This window comes from Tsuneonella troitsensis (genome assembly GCF_001441535.1).
In the GTDB taxonomy this organism is placed as follows: Bacteria; Pseudomonadota; Alphaproteobacteria; order Sphingomonadales; family Sphingomonadaceae; genus Tsuneonella; species Tsuneonella troitsensis.
Map to the genome: position 1 here is coordinate 515086 of NZ_LMAU01000003.1, position 16474 is coordinate 531559.

A 16474-nucleotide genomic window follows, 5' to 3' on the forward strand; every position below is an offset into this window, starting at 1 on the left:
GTACCGCCCTCGGGACCGGCAGCGCCCGTCAAGCCATTGCCTTGACAAAGCACCGTCGTTCCCCTGTTAGCGCGCGTCGTTTCCGCCTAGGGAAGCGCGCGGCCTGCGCCCCTAGCGCCATACTCGCGAAAATGGAAAGATTTTAGATGCACGCCTATCGTACCCACAACTGCGGTGCCCTGACCAAGGGACAGGTTGGCGAAACCGTCCGTTTGTCGGGCTGGGTGCACAACAAGCGCGATCACGGCGGTGTCCTTTTCGTCGATCTGCGCGATCACTACGGGATCACCCAGGTCGTCGCCGACAGCGACAGCCCTGCGTTGCCGGTGCTGGAAAAGCTGAAGCTGGAATCGGTCGTCACCATAGACGGAACGGTCAAGGCGCGTGCCGAAGCCGCGGTGAACCCCAACCTGCCGACCGGAGAGATCGAGGTCTTCGCGCGCGAAGTCACCGTCCAGAGCCGCGCCGAGGATCTGCCGCTGATCGTCAATTCCGCGGAAGATTATCCCGAAGAGACCCGCCTGAAGTACCGCTTCGTCGACCTACGGCGCGAGCGCGTGCACGCGAACATCATGCTGCGCTCGAACGTCATTGCATCGCTGCGCCGCCGGATGATCGCGCAGGGCTTCACCGAGTTTCAGACCCCGATCCTGGGCGCGAGCAGTCCCGAGGGCGCGCGCGACTATCTCGTGCCAAGCCGGCTTCACCCGGGTCGTTTCTACGCGCTTCCGCAGGCGCCGCAGATGTTCAAGCAGTTGTTAATGGTGGCGGGCTTCGACCGCTACTTCCAGATCGCGCCGTGCTTCCGCGACGAGGACCTGCGCGCCGATCGTAGCCCGGAATTCTACCAGCTCGACTTCGAGATGAGCTTCGTGACGCAGGAAGACGTGTTCCAGGCGATCGAACCGGTGCTCGCCGGCGTGTTCGAGGAATTCTCGGGCGGGAAGTCGGTAACTCCGGCTGGCACGTTCCCGCGCATCCCCTACCGCGAGTCGATGCTCAAGTACGGCACCGACAAGCCCGACCTGCGCAACCCGCTGATCATCGCCGACGTATCGAGCCACTTCACCCAGAGCGGCTTCGGCCTGTTCGAAAAGATCGTCGGCACCGGCGGTGTTGTTCGCGCAATTCCCGCGCCCGCGACCCACGAAAAGAGCCGCAAGTTCTTCGACGACATGAACGACTGGGCGCGCCGCGAAGGCTTTGCGGGTCTCGGCTACGTTACCCGCAAGGGCGGCGAGTTCGGCGGTCCGATCGCCAAGAACCACGGCACGGAGGGCATGGAAAGGCTCTATGCCGAGCTGGGCCTGGGCGAAAACGACGGCCTGTTCTTTGCCGCGGGCAAGGAAAAGGACGCGGTCAAGCTGGCCGGCGCCGCGCGCACTCGCGTGGGCGAGGAACTCGGCCTCATCCCCGACGATCGCTTCGATTTCTGCTGGATCGTCGACTTCCCGATGTTCGAGTACGACGAGGACGCCAAGAAGGTCGACTTCAGCCACAACCCCTTCTCGATGCCGCAGGGCGAGATGGACGCGCTGGAGAGCAAGGACCCGCTCGATATCCTTGCCTGGCAGTACGACATCGTCTGCAACGGCTACGAATTGAGCTCCGGCGCGATCCGGAACCACCGGCCGGACATCATGTACAAGGCGTTCGAGATAGCCGGCTACACCCGCGAGGACGTCGAGACCAACTTCGGCGGGATGCTCGAGGCGTTTAAGCTCGGCGCTCCGCCGCACGGGGGCTCGGCCCCGGGTATCGATCGCATCGTGATGCTGCTGGCCGACGAGCCGAACATCCGCGAGGTAATCGCCTTCCCGCTCAACCAGCGGGCGCAGGACCTCATGATGGGTGCGCCCAGCGAAGTGCCCGCCCGTGCGCTGCGCGACGTGCACGTGCGGCTGATGGAGCAACAGAAGCCTGCGGCGGGCTAATCCCGCGCCGGGCACTTGCCAGCCCCATCGCCGTTCATTAGGGCGACAGGCAACTTTAATCCCCCAATCCAAGAGGGCACACTCATGAGCGATACCGCCGACCGCGTGCAGAAGATCGTTGTCGAACACCTTGGCGTCGAAGCCGACAAGGTCACCCAGGAAGCCAGCTTCATCGACGATCTGGGCGCGGACAGCCTCGACATCGTCGAACTGGTGATGGCGTTCGAAGAAGAATTCGGTGTCGAAATTCCCGACGATGCGGCCGAAAAGATCGCCACCGTCGGCGACGCCACCAAGTACATCGAAGAGCACAAGGGCTGATCGCCCATCCCGCCGCGCTCGCTTGACGGCTAGTCGGCGGGGCTACGACAGGCTCGACCCTTTGCGGGGTTCGAGCCTGTTGCATTTACGGAGAGCAGAATGCGCCGAGTGGTCGTAACCGGACTGGGACTTGTCACCCCGCTAGGGGCGGACGTTGAAACCGTGTGGTCCAACCTTATCGCGGGAAAAAGCGGGATCGGTCCGATCACCCGCTTCGACGTCAGCGACCAGAAGGCGAAGATCGCGGGCGAGGTGAAGCCCAAGGACCACGAGTGGGGCTTCGATCCCGACAAGCGCGTAGACTTCAAGGTCCAGCGCCAGGTCGATCCATTTATCGTCTACGCGATCGATGCCGCTGGCCAGGCGATCGAGGATGCCGGCCTCGAACATATGTCCGACGAGATGAAGGAACGCGCGGGCGTTTCGATCGGATCGGGCATCGGCGGTTTGCCGGGCATCGAAAGCGAATCGCTCGTTCTGGCCGAGAAAGGTCCCGGCCGCGTTTCGCCGCACTTCGTGCACGGGCGGCTGATCAACCTGACCAGCGGACAAGTCTCCATCAAGTATGGTCTGATGGGTCCGAACCACTCGGTCGTCACCGCCTGCAGCACCGGCGCGCACTCGATCGGCGACGCGGCGCGCATGATCAAGGACGATGACGCGGACATAATGCTTGCGGGCGGCGCGGAGAGCACGATCAACCCGATCGGGATCGCCGGCTTTGCGCAGGCCAAGGCGCTCAACATGAGCATGAACGACGATCCTACGCGGGCGAGCCGACCCTACGACAAGGGCCGCGACGGCTTCGTGATGGGCGAAGGCGCGGGCGTGATGGTGCTCGAGGAGTACGAGCACGCCAAGGCACGCGGCGCGAAGATCTATGCTGAGGTCGTCGGGTATGGCCTGTCGGGCGATGCCTATCATGTCACCGCGCCGCATCCCGAAGGGAAGGGGGCCGAACTCGCGATGAAGATGGCGCTCCGCAAGGCCCATTTGGGGCCCGGCGACATCGATTACGTCAACGCACATGGCACCAGCACGATGGCCGACACGATCGAGCTGGCCGCGGTGAAGCGCGTGCTGGGCGACGATCTATCGGGCGCTTCGATGAGCAGCACGAAAAGCGCGATCGGCCATCTGCTCGGCGGGGCAGGGGCCGTGGAAGCGATCTTCTGCGTGCTGGCGATCCGTGACCAGGTGGTTCCGCCGACGCTCAATCTCGACGATCCCGACGAAGGCACCGAGGGCGTGGACCTCGTTCCTCACCACGCGAAAAAGCGCAAGGTAAAGGCCGCGCTCTCGAATAGTTTCGGCTTCGGCGGCACCAATGCGAGCGTGATCTTCAAGAAGGTCGATTGACGTGAAGCGTCTGATACTTGCGCTTGCGCTGATCGGCCTGCTGATCGGCGGCTGGTTCGCATGGGGGTGGTACGGCGCCGCGAACATCGACGAGGAAACTGCGTTTACGGTACCTGACGGCGCTACTCTGACGAGCGTCGCGCGGTCGCTCGAAGAACAGGGCCTGATCGCTTCGTCGGACGCGTTTCTCTTGCGCGCCAAGATACTCGGCAGCGGCGACCCCGTGCAGCGGGGCGAGTTCGCGCTGCCCGCCGGGGCAAGTCCCGCCACGATCCTCGACACGCTTCAGCACGGCCAGGTCATCCGGCGCTTCGTGACCATTCCCGAAGGTCTGCCGTCGATCATGGTCTATGAGCGGCTTATGGCGGAGCCACTGCTCACCGGCCCGATCCCGATTCCGGAAGAAGGCTCCGTGCTTCCGGACACTTACGACTTCGAACGCGGCGAAGCGCGCACCGCGGTCCTCGCACGCATGCAGGCTGCGATGCGAAACTACCTCGCAGAGGCTTGGTCGAAGCGCGTGCCCGGCATCGCGGTGTCGAGCCCCGAAGAAGCCATCACGCTCGCCTCGATCGTCGAGAAGGAGACCGGCGTCGCCCGCGAGCGCCGCATGGTCGCGGGTCTCTACTCGAACAGGGTCAAGCAGGGCATGCCGCTGCAGGCCGATCCGACGATCATCTATCCGATCACCAAGGGCAAGCCGCTCGGCCGGCGTATCCGCCAGAGCGAGATCGCCGCGGTCAACGGATACAACACCTACACTATGAGCGGGCTGCCCAATGGCCCGATCACCAATCCAGGCCGCGAAAGCATCGCTGCGGTGCTGAACCCGGCCAAGACCGATGCGCTGTTCATGGTCGCCGACGGGACGGGCGGGCACGAGTTCGCGGTGACCCTTGCAGAGCATAATGAAAACGTCCGTAAGTGGTTCGCCATCCGGCGGGCTCGGGGAGAACTCGACTGAGTTCGGTAGACCCGGCGCCGTTGATCGTAACCGCCGAACTGCCCGAGGCGCTCCAGTCCCGTGCGGACCAGTTGCGGCAGGCGCATTTCCCGCCAGAGCGTAATTTCCTGAAGGCGCACGTAACCCTGTTCCATGCTCTGCCCTCGTTCGCCGAGGGCGAGGTGCGCGATGCCCTGGCGCAGGAGGCCCGGGCACGTCCGGTAGCGGCGCGACTTGTAGATGTGATGAACCTGGGGCGCGGCACCGCGTTGCGGATTACTTCGCCCGAGATGCTTTCAATTCGGGAGCGGCTGGCAGATCGCTTTCACGGGCTTTTGACCCCGCAGGACCAGCAGACGCCCCGGCTCCATGTCACGATCCAGAACAAGGTCTCAGCGTCCGAGGCGCGGGCGCTTCAGCAGACGCTTGCGCCGCGGATCGCGGCAACCGACTTCGCCTTCCGCGGGTTCGAACTGCACAGATATCGCGGCGGTCCCTGGGAGTTCGTTCAGCGATGGCGATTTCGCGGATGAGCGTCCACGATTTGCGGCAACGGCTTGCTGCGAATTGGCAGGTTGACCGGGCCATTTCCCGGCCCTAAATGCGCCGCCTGCCCAGCGCCCGACGCGCCGGGCCTGCCCTTGGGGCGGAGTAGCTCAGCCGGTTAGAGCAGCGGAATCATAATCCGCGTGTCGGGGGTTCGAGTCCCTCCTCCGCTACCAATCTTATCTGCTCACTTGCGGATCTGCGATCGATCCCTCTCTTCGTCTTTTGCGAAGCCATCCTGAGGTCGCCGTCGACGCTATGGGGGGCGACAGTATTCAATCCTACCTCTAGTAGGCTCGCACAACCTGTCCGGCTAATTGGCGGGGCGCGCAGCCGAGGAAGAGCAGACTCGTGGATCCGAACAAGCACGTAGAGGACTATCTTACTTACTACGTGGGTATGCGACAGGAGCCTCGCTACGCTGTGCTTTTGAATGGTGCTTGGGGCACCGGGAAGACTTTCTTCGTTCAGAACTTGATGAGCAGGTTGGCCCGGCCTAACGGCACCGTCTACGTCAGCTTGTATGGGTTGAAGTCGACAGAGGAAATTGATCAGGCTGTCCTCCGGGCGGTCTACCCCATTGTGGGAACCAAGATCGCACAGCTTGGGGGGCATCTCGTCAGGGCAGCTCTGAAGTTCGGCGGCGTCGATACTGACGTTGGGTTGACCGACGTTCTCCCCACTGACGTGGATAAAGTCTTCATTTTCGATGATCTGGAAAGGGCTCAACTCGAACCAAACCAGACTCTCGGCTACATCAACGAATTTGTTGAGCAAATGGGCCGAAAGGTGTTGATCATCGCCAACGAGGCCGAAATCACTGCTGAGAATTACCGATTCATCCGAGAGAAGGTCATCGGCAAGACTTTGCTGGTAAAGCCTGCTCTTAATCTGGCCCTAACATCATTCGTCGGGGAGGTCTCTGACGCGGAGTTAAGAGACCTCGTGCTTGCCAACTCCTCTTTGATCGAAGCGATTTTCATTCAGTCCGGGACCAACAATCTTCGGATCCTTCAGCAGACGCTGTGGGATTTCGAAAGAGCAGGTGCATCGCTGACCGCAGAAATGAGGGAGTGTGAGGAAGGCGTTAGGGCCCTTGTCGGACTTTTCTTCGCCCTGTCGTTCGAGGTGAAGTCCGGCAGACTCGCGGCCGATGTGTTGTCGAAGCGATCAGCAATTGTTGGACCAAGTGGATGGATCCGCTCCGCGCCGGAGGATCACCCCATACGCAGAGCCATCGAACGATATCCTGAAGTGAACCTTGGCGACCAAATACTCTCCGATGAGGTCTTGGAGAACATCTTGGTCAACGGCTCGATCGACGTCGAGCAGATTAGATCCACGATCTCACGGAGCACCTATTACGTCACCAGCTCCGAGGAGCCGGCATGGCGCACGGTTTGGTATGGATGGGAGCGCTCAGAAGCCGAGTTTGAAGGGGCGCTCAAGACCTTTGAGCAGCAGGTCCAGGAACGAGCCATTACTGAGCCCGGTGAAATAGTTCACATGTTCGGTCTGCGGCTGTGGCTGAGCGAGATTGGAGAGCTTTCCGCTGCGCTCGCGGAGGTAACAGCTGAAGGCAAGACCTACGTGGACGATCTTTATAAGGCTCGGAATCTTGAGCCGCTGCCCGCAGGCGCCGATGATGATCTTAGATATGGCGGATGGGGCGGTCTGCAAATTCGCTCGCTCGAGCTCCAAGAGATGAAGGAGTTGTGGGCATACTTTCGAGAGAAGCGCGCCGCGGCCGCTGAGGAGGAACTTCCTTCGTTGGCTCAGAAGCTTCTGGCGGAGCTGGTGAAGGATCCTGATCTCTTCGAAAGACGAATATCACCCGAGGGCGGAGATGACAGCACGCTGGCGAGAGTGCCGGTGATGACTGCAATGCCGGTGAATGAGCTGGTGGCAGCAATGCTTCAGTTGCATCCGGCAAAGCAATGGCGCGTGTTCGCCGGATTGCGTGCCAGATATGAGCACGGCGCTATTGATCGCCGTTTCCCGGAAGAGCGTGCTTGGATGAAACAGTTTGCGGCCCACCTGCGATCGGCTGTGCTTGATCAGAGGCCACTCACTCGCGATCGACTCACCCGCCAATTGAACGCACTCGTTGAGCTGATTGGGTCCGACCCAGGTGCTGATCCATTTGCGATTACTTGAGCTGCTGTCTTGGTTTGTTACTGGCACCTGTCATTGTGTTGCAGCCACGGTCAAAAAATCAACATCATCGGCACTCTGCACAACATGCATTTTCCGGTGGCAGTTGGGACACAGCGCGACAGTGTTTTCGATCGTGTCGGCTCCGCCCTTCGATAGCCACTCAATATGATGAACCTCAAGGTAGGGCTCGCCGGGTCTCTTCATGAACGGAGCGGGTCTCTTGCAAAGATCGCAGCTCCCGCCTGCCCGTCGCAACGCATACTCAGCAACCCATGGGTTACGCTGGTATTGCTGCGTAGTTGCTGTCCTAGTGCCCACCTTGGCGGTGCCGCTTTGAATTGCCCTAGCTCTCAGTGCGCTATCGTTCAGCGCACGAGCTTGCTTCGCCTGAGCCTCCGCTTCAGCTCTAAGAGCTTCGACCGAGATCGGCACCGCGTTCTCTACTTTCGGAGCAACAGGAAAGATCCAGACCTTGCGGCTGACGCCATCCTCACCTTTCTGAGTGTCTTGGTAAGGCGCGGACGCAAGCTTAACCTCACCGAAGTATGAATAGACACTTGGCTTGTGCACTTCGAAGAGGTGAACAGCCACGCCATTCGTGGGGCTCTCGGCAAGCGTCTTGTTTTGCATGAAGGAGAGTGATTGATCTCCTGACTTCCCCATTCCGGTATAATGGAGAACGTCGCCCACCCAGCGATCGATGTAGAGGCCCTTGAATGGATCGCTGACGATCACGAGCGTATTCGTCTCAAGCGAGCGGCGCATTCCGCCCATGTTGCCAACCCTGAAAGTCGCTGCAAGGTCTCCGTTGGTAAGCTCATCACCTGGTATCAGGTCGTCAATTTGCGGCATGACGCTTCATGAGCTCCTTCGCTATCGGGATATCCGCTGGTGCCAAATTGAGGCTCAGGAGCTCTCCTGGCGCAATCCAGGCATGCTCGTCGTGCACAGTCAGCGCGAGGCAATGGCTGTGCAGCGCGACCTCAATCGCGATCAATGAAATCGCACCGCCAGGATAGATGTAGTCGGAGGTCATGAACACCTCACCAGCCGTTGAGCACACGCCGAGTTCCTCTCGCAGCTCACGGACGATGCAACTCTGAACGTCTTCACCTGGTTCGAGCTTACCGCCGGGAAACTCCCACATGCCAGCGAGAGCCTGGTCTCCTGCCCGCTTCGTCACAAGCACCTTACCGCCGCTAATCGCTATGGCCGCTGCCACTTGCTTCATGGTGCGTCGATCACCGTGCGTCGTGGAATGCAGATCGTTCATTTACAACCAATCCCGTCGTTATCCCGGTCGAGGTGTGAGCCATAACCCGGATCACCCCGGCGCACAGGCGCAGCACCAGCCTCGCGCGCCGCGGCACAGTTGGGATAGTAGGTTGGACCCCCAAGGAGCTGCTGGGGTCTTTGCACAGGAACCGACGCTCCCGATCCGCCATGACAGTGTCTTCCGCCATTTTTGCGATCATTATGGCAGCCATCAGCGGCGAGACCACCGGGGTGCGCTCTGACCGCAGTGCTAGACACAAGCTGCCATGCGGAAAGCAATAACCCCTCAACCATCAACAGACAAAGTGCCCACGCTTCGATCCAAAGCCAAGAGTTACGCGCTCTTTTGGCTTGTGGGTTCCGCTTTAGCATTCATGCCCCTCCCAATATTTCGCCCACTTTGCGCCCCAGCCGCCAGCGACCATCGCACAGGACAAATCGCCGCCCCGCGGGGAAAAACACCAAGCCGCCGTGCGGTTGCCACCAGCGGAGGCTTTCGAGAGGCATGTCATGGCTGGACCTCGGACAAGGATGTGACCATGAGGACCGACGCCGGTAGGCTCTCCTACAAGGCGCACAAGCGCGTCACGAGCTTCTACAGCGGTCGTAGAGGGGCAAGGGTGATCTGTCATACAAGAACCGTCCATTTCGCGTGCAGCGACACCGGCGAGTCGAATGCGCGGACCTTCAGCGCACCAAATCGGGCCGTCACCATCCCAAACTGCGATCGGGGTGCAGCTGAACGACACACCAGCAGGCAAGTTAGCCAGCAATAGAATGATGAGCGACAGCATACGGCCTTCTTCTCAGTGCGAACGGAATTGTAACCAAGTATCTTTCATTCCATGCATCTGTGAGCAATTAAAGGACGTAACAGATGAAAATCATCAAGCAGTTTGCCTGCTGGGTGTTTGCCATAGCGTGCGTTGCTACGCCCGCTTCCGCTAACGAACCAATGACATTCTTCATGGAGTCCGACCAGCAGAGTCGACTGGCTGCGGCATTGCTGAGAGGCGGAGTAGAGGACATCTACGCATCCGGTGAAATCACCGAAGGCACAAAGGACAGATTTCTCGCTTTCGTGCGCTCCAGACAAGTCGAGGCAGCTAAAATTCACTTCAACTCTCCGGGTGGTTCCCTCGCAGAAGGCATAGAACTAGGTCGAGCCATCCGCTCGCTCGGCTTTTTCACCTCCGTAGGCGTTTACACACCCAGCTATGATCCCGATGCTGACTCTGCCTCCATTTGTGCAAGTGCTTGCGCCTATGCGTATGCAGGTGGAACAAGCCGCTTCCTTAGCCAGTATACTGGCAAGCTTGGTATCCACCAATTTTACTCGGCACCGGGATCGGCCACGTCAAACGAGGAGGTGCAACAAATCAGTGGTTTGATCGTCGCATACCTCGATCAGATGGGTGTAGATGCGAAGGCGTTCTCAATCTCGACGATCGCGAACCCCGACGGGATGATCTGGCTTTCTCCTGATGACGCCCTCGGGTTGAAGTTCGCGAATAACGGCAGCGATGCGCCAGAGGCCGAGATCAAATTAGCGGGAATGGTTCCGTATCTCCGCATCCAGCAAGACCATCACGACGTTACCACACGCGTTCTCTTCCTTTGTTACGAACGAGAGCTCAGCATGATGTTTGGGATGGTGACCGATCCCACTTCCAGCGCAATGTTTGCCGAAAACCAAAAGCGATCATACCTGGAACTGGACGGGGAAGAGTTTCTCGATATTCCAGGCAATACGGGTGCGAAAGCGTCCGACAGCGTGGTGTGGATAGAGAGGCAAGTTAGCGAGGCAGATCTAATTCGCATCGTCACCTCAACTGAGATGGCTGGCTGGATAGATGGCTTTGGGGCAGTTCGTTACGGAGCGTCGCTTCAACTTCCTACCGTGCGAGCGAAGATCTCTGATTTCGCGGAGCAATGTTCAATTTCATGATCATCACGCCGGCGGTTGCACGGTCCAGCATTCGTCTTCGTCCCAGGTCGCCACACCGATGGGTCCGAACTCAAGGTTGGTGGCCAACAGTTCGCGCTGGCGCTCCGAAAGCCCTACCGAAACATCGTGAATGCGAAACAGGCGGGGCGCGCCGTCGATCGGCATGCTCGACTCTCCCCACACCGCAAAGGGGGCAGAAAGGGGGCAAGCGGGAAACCTTGCCCAAAAACGGTAAGCCGTTTCGAGGCAAGGTGCTTTCCTATTACCGTTTCACTGCAAGTTTCACGGCGTTGCATGATCATCGCGCAGTTAGTCGGGCTCCTTCTCCCGGACCGTGGGGGCCATGAGACCCCAGCCCACGTCAGCCCTGTATCGAGCGCCGATGCGAGGCCCCTTGCAGTGCGCGCGTGCGTGATAAATGTGCTCGCGAGCCACTCCTTCCAGACAATGAGCCCACCCCGGATCGAGGCTGAAACCGACCTGGTTGATTCCGTTTGTGACACGCCATTGGAGAAGAGCGCCTACCGCGCTCCAGATGTCGGCAGCGAACACGATCTTGGTCTCGTGGCCGGGGCTTGTGATACGGTAGGCTTTGTAAGAAGGCTCTTTCCGCGGCGTCCGTGAATTGTGCATGTCCCGGCTCATGGTCATGTAATTGCCGGTTCGAAGATCATGGTTCCGTCGAGTTGACGGATGATCACGCCGGCAAGTTTACCTCGAGCTATCCGCCGCACCAACGTATCGCCCTTGTAGAGCGGCGGGGCGCCGGCGGTTATATAGAACCGGCCGGGCATGGTGCCGGAGCGTGCGCACCAAAAGGTGACCAGCACCTCGGCTGCATGGTCAGCCGATCGCGCTGCGACACACAGATTTTCGCCGGTCTCGCGAATGTGAATGCTGTATAGTTTCATGTGATTACCTCTTGGTTGTTGACCATGAGGTTGTGACACCGCTTGCGGTGGCCTGCGGGTGGCTTCGTGTTGGCTTGTGACTAGTCTGCGAGGGCAGAAACTCGCTCACATACCGGTCAGCGTCCAAACCTGACCCGAACCGCGGCCAGCATGGCTCGTCGGGGCGCCACGGATCTTCCTGTGTGCCAAACTGCCGAACCCCTTCGCAGCCCTCGACCGCATCGGCTGTGGATGGCAGAAGCTCTCTATTGATCGAACCTCGGCTGCATCCTGGTCAGTGCGACCAGTTGTCTCTAGGATTTCACGTCGCTTATCTTCGACCGATTGGGGCCTCTTCAACTCCCTAACTCCGATGTCCCGCACGCTTGATCATTTGCCGCAAACCCAGAATAGAACCGGCATGGATGATGGACGCTACGAGCAAGCAGCAGAGCTATTCGCGAACAAGCGCTGGAACTTAATCTCGGTCGAGCACGCCCTTAGCATGCCGCGAAGTCGTGTCTTGCGCTGCCCTGAGTGTCAGGGGAGGGTTCGCGCTCACCGAGAGGGCTCGACCGGTCAGCGTGCGCACATGGAGCACTATGAGCGTCACGTCGGCTGCTCTCGCGGGGATTGCTTTGACGGCACCAGCCGGCCGCATCCCCGAGCGCTCGTTTAGGAGCATACCGAAATGGATGCGTTTGAGCAGCTAGTGGCGGAGCTCTTCTTCATGGAAGGCTACTGGGTCCAGACTTCGTTGAAGGTAAAGCTCACCAAGGAGGAAAAGCGCCAGGTTAATCGACACTCATCTCCGCGTTGGGAAATAGACGTAGTTGCCTATCACGCTGCCCGAAACGAGATCGTCGCGCTGGAGTGCAAGAGCTTTCTAGACTCGACTGGCGTTCAGTTTGTCGAGTTCGAAGATGGTCATAGAAGCACTAGGTATAAGCTGTTTCGGGAGCAGGGGTTGCGGGAGACCGTCCTAAATAGATTGGCGTTACAATTGGCGGAGGAGGGCCGATGTCAGCCGGGCGCCAACGTGAAACTCGGACTTGTGGCCGGCAAGATCAAGAGAGGAGACGAAACGCGGCTGCGCGAGCTATTCGATGAGAAGGGCTGGCAGTTCTATTCGCCTAACTGGCTTAGGGACCAGATTCGGCAAGTTGCGGCGGACGGATACGCCAATCAAGTGTCCTCCGTGGTCGCTAAACTCCTTCTGAGGGAGCAAAGTCCGGCGGCGGGACGGCAGCGCCCCTTTGCGGCTCAAGAACCAACCAGCGGCAGAATCCCAGACACTGCGAGAATAACGCTTAAGGTGCAGGGTAACCCTAAGCAACCAGGCTCGCAGGCAGCCCAGCGTTTCGAGGGTTACTTCCAACCAGGCGTTACAACCGTCGGTGCTGCAATTTCTGCAGGCCTTCGCCGAGACGATATTCGCTATGATCTCCGCAAAGGTTTCATAGAACTGGTCGACCAATGACAGCCGAAGCTATTGAGGACCGATCCTGAGGTGCGCCTCGCGACCGTGAAGGCAACTGGCAACAACGGTCAAAGCCCGCGACGAAGCTCGCTAAACAGGGGGGGCAACTGATCCAGCGTGCCGCTGCTGTCCGCACGCAAGAGCATTTCCGTCAAGGCCGCAACGAACGCCGTGCGCTCGTTCATGCGCTCAAAAGATGCGGCCTCGGCTGCTTGCTTGGCTCGCCATCTGACCCTCAGTTCCCGCTTCAAATGGATGAGGGCGGGATGCTCTCCAACGCGTCGGCCCTTTATCGCACCTCGCTTCTTCAGCCCCTTTTGAATGGCAGCGGAAGTCACACCGAAGCGTTCCGCAAGCTGTCGCTGGTTCGTATCACCGAACTCGTAAAGGTCGACGATGGTAGACCATTCGGTCGGTGTAAGCCGTCTTGTTCGTGAGGGCGAATGAGGTGCATTGATCATCTCGCAGTATAGCACATTCTGCACCGGTTCGCACCGCTGGTTGTCTAAATCAATCAGGCGGGAGAGCCCATTTTTGCTGCGCACGATGGGATCCGAGCACCGCCAGTGAAGGGCAAAAATATTCCAGATTGGTGCAACTTTTAACAACTGCCGCGTCCACCCTAAGAGGCGTTGCGGCGGCCTTCGTCGGGACAGCCATCGATACCATGCCTGCATCGCGACAAGGTGCGTTACCAGCCGGCATGGCGCTGACAACCTGCTCGGGATACTCGGCCAAGACCCCTACGATCGACCACCGAACGGTGAGCACCAGGAGCGCAACATGTTGCATAAGGGGCTTACCGGGCCGCGCTCGTATTTACCGTCGATGGAGCCTTGGCAGGGTTGAACAATGGTAGCCGCGCCTATCGGCGCCGCCATGGGGTTCACTGAGACACGCCGCTGCCAGCCATGATGCTGCGCCCAAGGAGGTGGGGGATCAGCGGGTAAAGGACTCGCCGGTGGATGGCACTAAGCCGGAAGTAGAGGGATTTCGGCGCCATCCTGGTCATACAGGCGGCTAGTTTCTAGGACTTCCTTGATTGGCTCGGTGCCCGACTTCTAGTATCTTGGGGAATCTAAATGTAGGAGTTACTACTCCTAAGCACTCCGAAGATGTTATTAAATTGATTTCCTAATAAGTCCCTGATCTAGAACATTGCATGAGTTATCAGTTCGAGTTACATCTGGAACATTAGATGTAAATCTTGTTTCTAAGAAGAAACGACGCTCGGTGTGTGAGCGCGAGCGCAGCGAGCGTAAGACACACCGAGTTCGTTTTGCCACTCGCGTAGCGAGGGGCAATGTTTTGAAGGGAAGGATTTTAGTTCTTGTGAATGATGCATGAGAACGTTGAAATAAATAACACCGGGCTGCGCCCGGCGTCGAACCGACGCTGCTTCGCAGCATCGGTTTTGCTTTTCTTAGATCTTCGGACGAGGTTCAAATTTTCACGAACCAATCATGGGAAGACTCTTATCCCCCCGCAGCCGTGAAAAGAGATCATCACAGCTGCGAGGGGGTCATTCCGTGGTGTTATCCATGGGAAGTGGTGAAGAGCATTGAGTTGAGCGACAACTGGGATCGGTGGGACGCTTTACCGATCGACTTGCTCCGAAACCCCGGCCTCTCGGCCCGTCCGGTTATCCAGCACACGCTGGAAGCACCCTGCTGAGCTTTCCTTCAACTCGAGCAGGGCAGGGGGCTCACTGCCCCCATCTTGTTGCAATCTTTCACTCCCTCTGACGGAGCCGGGCTTTCACCTGCCGGTGGTGCCGGCCGATTTTCCCTTAACGCGCACTCGCCTGGCTCCGATCTTCGTCTCGGCTACCATCTTGCCGTGGGGTATCGGCTCCAATCCCCTGTGCGTATGACAACTCGCGGTGGCTAACCCTTTGTCGCGGGCCAGAAATGACTTGCGCTCAGTATATCACCGCCGGCATTCCAAATGGACAGAAAAGAGCGAGCCGACGCCCAATCGTGGGAAAATCGAGACACAGTGCGTTTCCTGTTTCCAAGATCATTGACGCGGTAACGTAGACGCGTCTACAGGCTCATGAATGACCGTGCCGAGCGAACGCAACAACACCTACTGGACCAAGCGCTTGAAGAAGGACGGCCACGACACTCTTCTCGACCGCGTTCAACTCGGCGAAATCACCGTCTATAAGGCGACCCAGCTTGCCGGTTACCGCAAGTCGGGGCCTCGATCACCAGCCGCCAAGCTGTCCTACCACTGGACGCGGGCGAGCGCCGAGGAGCGTAAGCGGTTTGTCCTCGCACACTTGAAAGATGTTAACAGAGCGGTTCGCGAGGTTGCAGACGATCTCAGGGCGTTGAAGGCGCAAAAACCCACCGACTAGGATGGGAAACAGCCCGACAGATCACTCCGCTTCTCCTAGAATAGTGGGACATACTAACCACTTAGGATAAGCAAAATGATTACCCCCGTAGACGTGATTACCATCAGTGACGCCGCCAAAATCTGGATGACGCGGTGCGAGCTCGAGAAGCTGGAGCGCGCGACCCTCCATTCCTACCGCGGCCATGTCGCGAACCATATTGAGCGGAAGATAGGTCATCTGCTGCTCACCGATCTCAGCGCCGTTCACGTTCGCGAGTTCCTTGATGACATGCTGCGCGACAGCACACGCGCTATGGCGAAGAAATGCCTCACGACGCTCCGGTCGATCGTCAGCGCAGCGCAGGAGCGAGGCCTGGTGCTGCACAATGTTGCGAGGGACGTGAAGCTTCGTCGTGCTGAACGTCATGAACCCGACCGCGTGTTCCCCACCAAGGCCGAGATCAAGGCGCTGATCGCAACTGCACCGCCGAGGCACCAGCCGCTCATTCTGACCGCGATCTTCACCGGTATGCGCATGTCGGAGCTTCGTGGGCTCACATGGGCTGCGATCGACTTTCAGCGGAGCATCATCACCGTCAGGAAGCGCGCCGACCGCTACTGCGACATGGGCAATACCAAGAGCCGGTCGGGTCGACGCGAGATCCCGATGGGGCCGCAGCTCGCTAAGGTGCTCAAGGAGTGGAAGCTCTCTTGCCCCGCCGGTGAGCTCGGCCTGGTGTTCCCCAACGGCGTGGGCAAGGTTGAAACCCACTCGAACATCTACAACCGCATCTTCAAGCCACTGATGCTCGAGTGCGGGATCGTTGATGACGAGGGCACGCCGCGGTTCTCACTGCACGCGCTGCGGCATGCCGCTGCTTCGCTTTTCATCGAACAAGGTTGGCCGCCGAAGAAGATCCAGACGATGCTGGGGCATTCGTCGATCACCATGACCTACGATGTCTATGGACACCTGTTTCACGACCCCGCGAAGGACGTTGATCTTATGGGTGAGATGGAGCGGGGACTACTGGCGGCGTAGAAAGAAAATAACAGCGTGCCCACGCAAAGAAGTAGAGCAACATTCGCCGTTCCGCAGGACGGCGATTGTGCCTTTGCAAACGGATAAAAACCTGATTTGCTTTGGTAACAAGCTTCATGGGGGCAAGCATGTCGGACTGGATTGACGATGAAAAGCGACGGCAACGCGAGTGGAAGGAGGAGCAACGTCTGAGGCAACAAGCCGAGGCGGAAGACCGTCGGCACGAGGAAAGGATG

16 protein-coding genes and 1 tRNA gene are annotated in these 16474 nt (G+C 59.1%); 11 read left to right on the forward strand and 6 right to left on the reverse strand.

The features are described 5' to 3' along the window. The first annotated feature begins 146 nt into the window (after positions 1–146). The 7 genes from aspS to AR323_RS09275 all read left to right on the forward strand — a co-directional run bounded on the left by aspS (position 147) and on the right by AR323_RS09275 (position 7260). A complete protein-coding gene (gene aspS, locus AR323_RS09245) occupies positions 147–1934 on the forward strand; it encodes an aspartate--tRNA ligase (RefSeq protein ID WP_057883642.1) in 1788 nt (595 codons plus the stop codon). 84 nt (positions 1935–2018) lie between these two features. After that, positions 2019–2255 (forward strand): acyl carrier protein, encoded by a 237-nt coding sequence (locus AR323_RS09250; protein ID WP_057883643.1) that lies wholly within the window; start codon positions 2019–2021, stop codon positions 2253–2255. A gap of 99 nt (positions 2256–2354) precedes the next feature. After that, entirely contained in the window at positions 2355–3614 is a 1260-nt protein-coding gene (gene fabF, locus AR323_RS09255; protein ID WP_057883644.1) for a beta-ketoacyl-ACP synthase II, read from the forward strand. A 1-nt stretch (position 3615) separates the two neighbouring features. Further along, positions 3616–4578, forward strand: a complete 963-nt coding sequence (gene mltG, locus AR323_RS09260; protein WP_057883645.1) for an endolytic transglycosylase MltG — start codon at positions 3616–3618, stop codon at positions 4576–4578. A gap of 20 nt (positions 4579–4598) precedes the next feature. Continuing rightward, the gene (locus AR323_RS09265; protein WP_235510520.1) at positions 4599–5090 is read left to right on the forward strand and encodes a 2'-5' RNA ligase family protein; all 492 of its coding nucleotides are present in this window, start codon (positions 4599–4601) and stop codon (positions 5088–5090) included. A gap of 112 nt (positions 5091–5202) precedes the next feature. After that, a tRNA-Met gene (locus AR323_RS09270) sits at positions 5203–5279 on the forward strand. A 175-nt stretch (positions 5280–5454) separates the two neighbouring features. Then, entirely contained in the window at positions 5455–7260 is a 1806-nt protein-coding gene (locus AR323_RS09275) for a P-loop NTPase fold protein (RefSeq protein WP_057883646.1), read from the forward strand. Positions 7261–7290: 30 nt separating this feature from the next. Here the strand turns inward: AR323_RS09275 and AR323_RS09280 are convergent, their stop codons facing one another. Genes AR323_RS09280 through AR323_RS09290 form a run of 3 tightly spaced genes read right to left on the reverse strand, consistent with a single transcriptional unit; the run spans position 7291 to position 8907 of the window. Continuing rightward, positions 7291–8112 (reverse strand): HNH endonuclease, encoded by an 822-nt coding sequence (locus AR323_RS09280; protein WP_057883647.1) that lies wholly within the window; start codon positions 8110–8112, stop codon positions 7291–7293. Next, positions 8099–8533, reverse strand: coding sequence for a (deoxy)nucleoside triphosphate pyrophosphohydrolase (locus AR323_RS09285; protein WP_200956694.1), 435 nt, complete (start codon positions 8531–8533; stop codon positions 8099–8101). Before AR323_RS09285 ends, AR323_RS09280 begins: the two co-directional genes overlap by 14 nt. Continuing rightward, positions 8530–8907, reverse strand: coding sequence for an excalibur calcium-binding domain-containing protein (locus tag AR323_RS09290; RefSeq protein WP_123321805.1), 378 nt, complete (start codon positions 8905–8907; stop codon positions 8530–8532). Before AR323_RS09290 ends, AR323_RS09285 begins: the two co-directional genes overlap by 4 nt. Positions 8908–9412: 505 nt before the next feature. Here AR323_RS09290 and AR323_RS09295 point away from each other — a divergent pair. Further along, the gene (locus tag AR323_RS09295) at positions 9413–10483 is read left to right on the forward strand and encodes a COG3904 family protein (protein ID WP_057883650.1); all 1071 of its coding nucleotides are present in this window, start codon (positions 9413–9415) and stop codon (positions 10481–10483) included. A 3-nt stretch (positions 10484–10486) separates the two neighbouring features. On the opposite strand, the gene AR323_RS14830 is transcribed toward AR323_RS09295, so the two are convergent. After that, a complete protein-coding gene (locus AR323_RS14830) occupies positions 10487–10648 on the reverse strand; it encodes a hypothetical protein (RefSeq protein ID WP_161808731.1) in 162 nt (53 codons plus the stop codon). Positions 10649–11130: 482 nt separating this feature from the next. Continuing rightward, entirely contained in the window at positions 11131–11394 is a 264-nt protein-coding gene (locus tag AR323_RS09305) for a hypothetical protein (RefSeq protein WP_057883652.1), read from the reverse strand. A 670-nt stretch (positions 11395–12064) separates the two neighbouring features. Between AR323_RS09305 and AR323_RS09315 the strand changes: the two genes are divergently transcribed. Then, positions 12065–12853 carry a hypothetical protein gene (locus tag AR323_RS09315; protein WP_057883654.1) on the forward strand — a complete coding sequence of 263 codons (789 nt, stop codon included), beginning with the start codon at positions 12065–12067 and terminating at the stop codon, positions 12851–12853. 68 nt (positions 12854–12921) lie between these two features. On the opposite strand, the gene AR323_RS09320 is transcribed toward AR323_RS09315, so the two are convergent. Then, a complete protein-coding gene (locus AR323_RS09320; protein WP_152980322.1) occupies positions 12922–13461 on the reverse strand; it encodes a hypothetical protein in 540 nt (179 codons plus the stop codon). Positions 13462–14912: 1451 nt separating this feature from the next. On the opposite strand from AR323_RS09320, the gene AR323_RS09325 reads away from it, so the two are divergent. Both AR323_RS09325 and AR323_RS09330 read left to right on the forward strand, forming a co-directional pair. Next, positions 14913–15215: a hypothetical protein gene (locus AR323_RS09325; protein ID WP_057883656.1), complete on the forward strand. Its 303-nt coding sequence runs from the start codon at positions 14913–14915 to the stop codon at positions 15213–15215. A gap of 75 nt (positions 15216–15290) precedes the next feature. After that, positions 15291–16238: a tyrosine-type recombinase/integrase gene (locus AR323_RS09330; protein ID WP_057883657.1), complete on the forward strand. Its 948-nt coding sequence runs from the start codon at positions 15291–15293 to the stop codon at positions 16236–16238. The last annotated feature ends 236 nt before the right edge of the window (positions 16239–16474 follow it).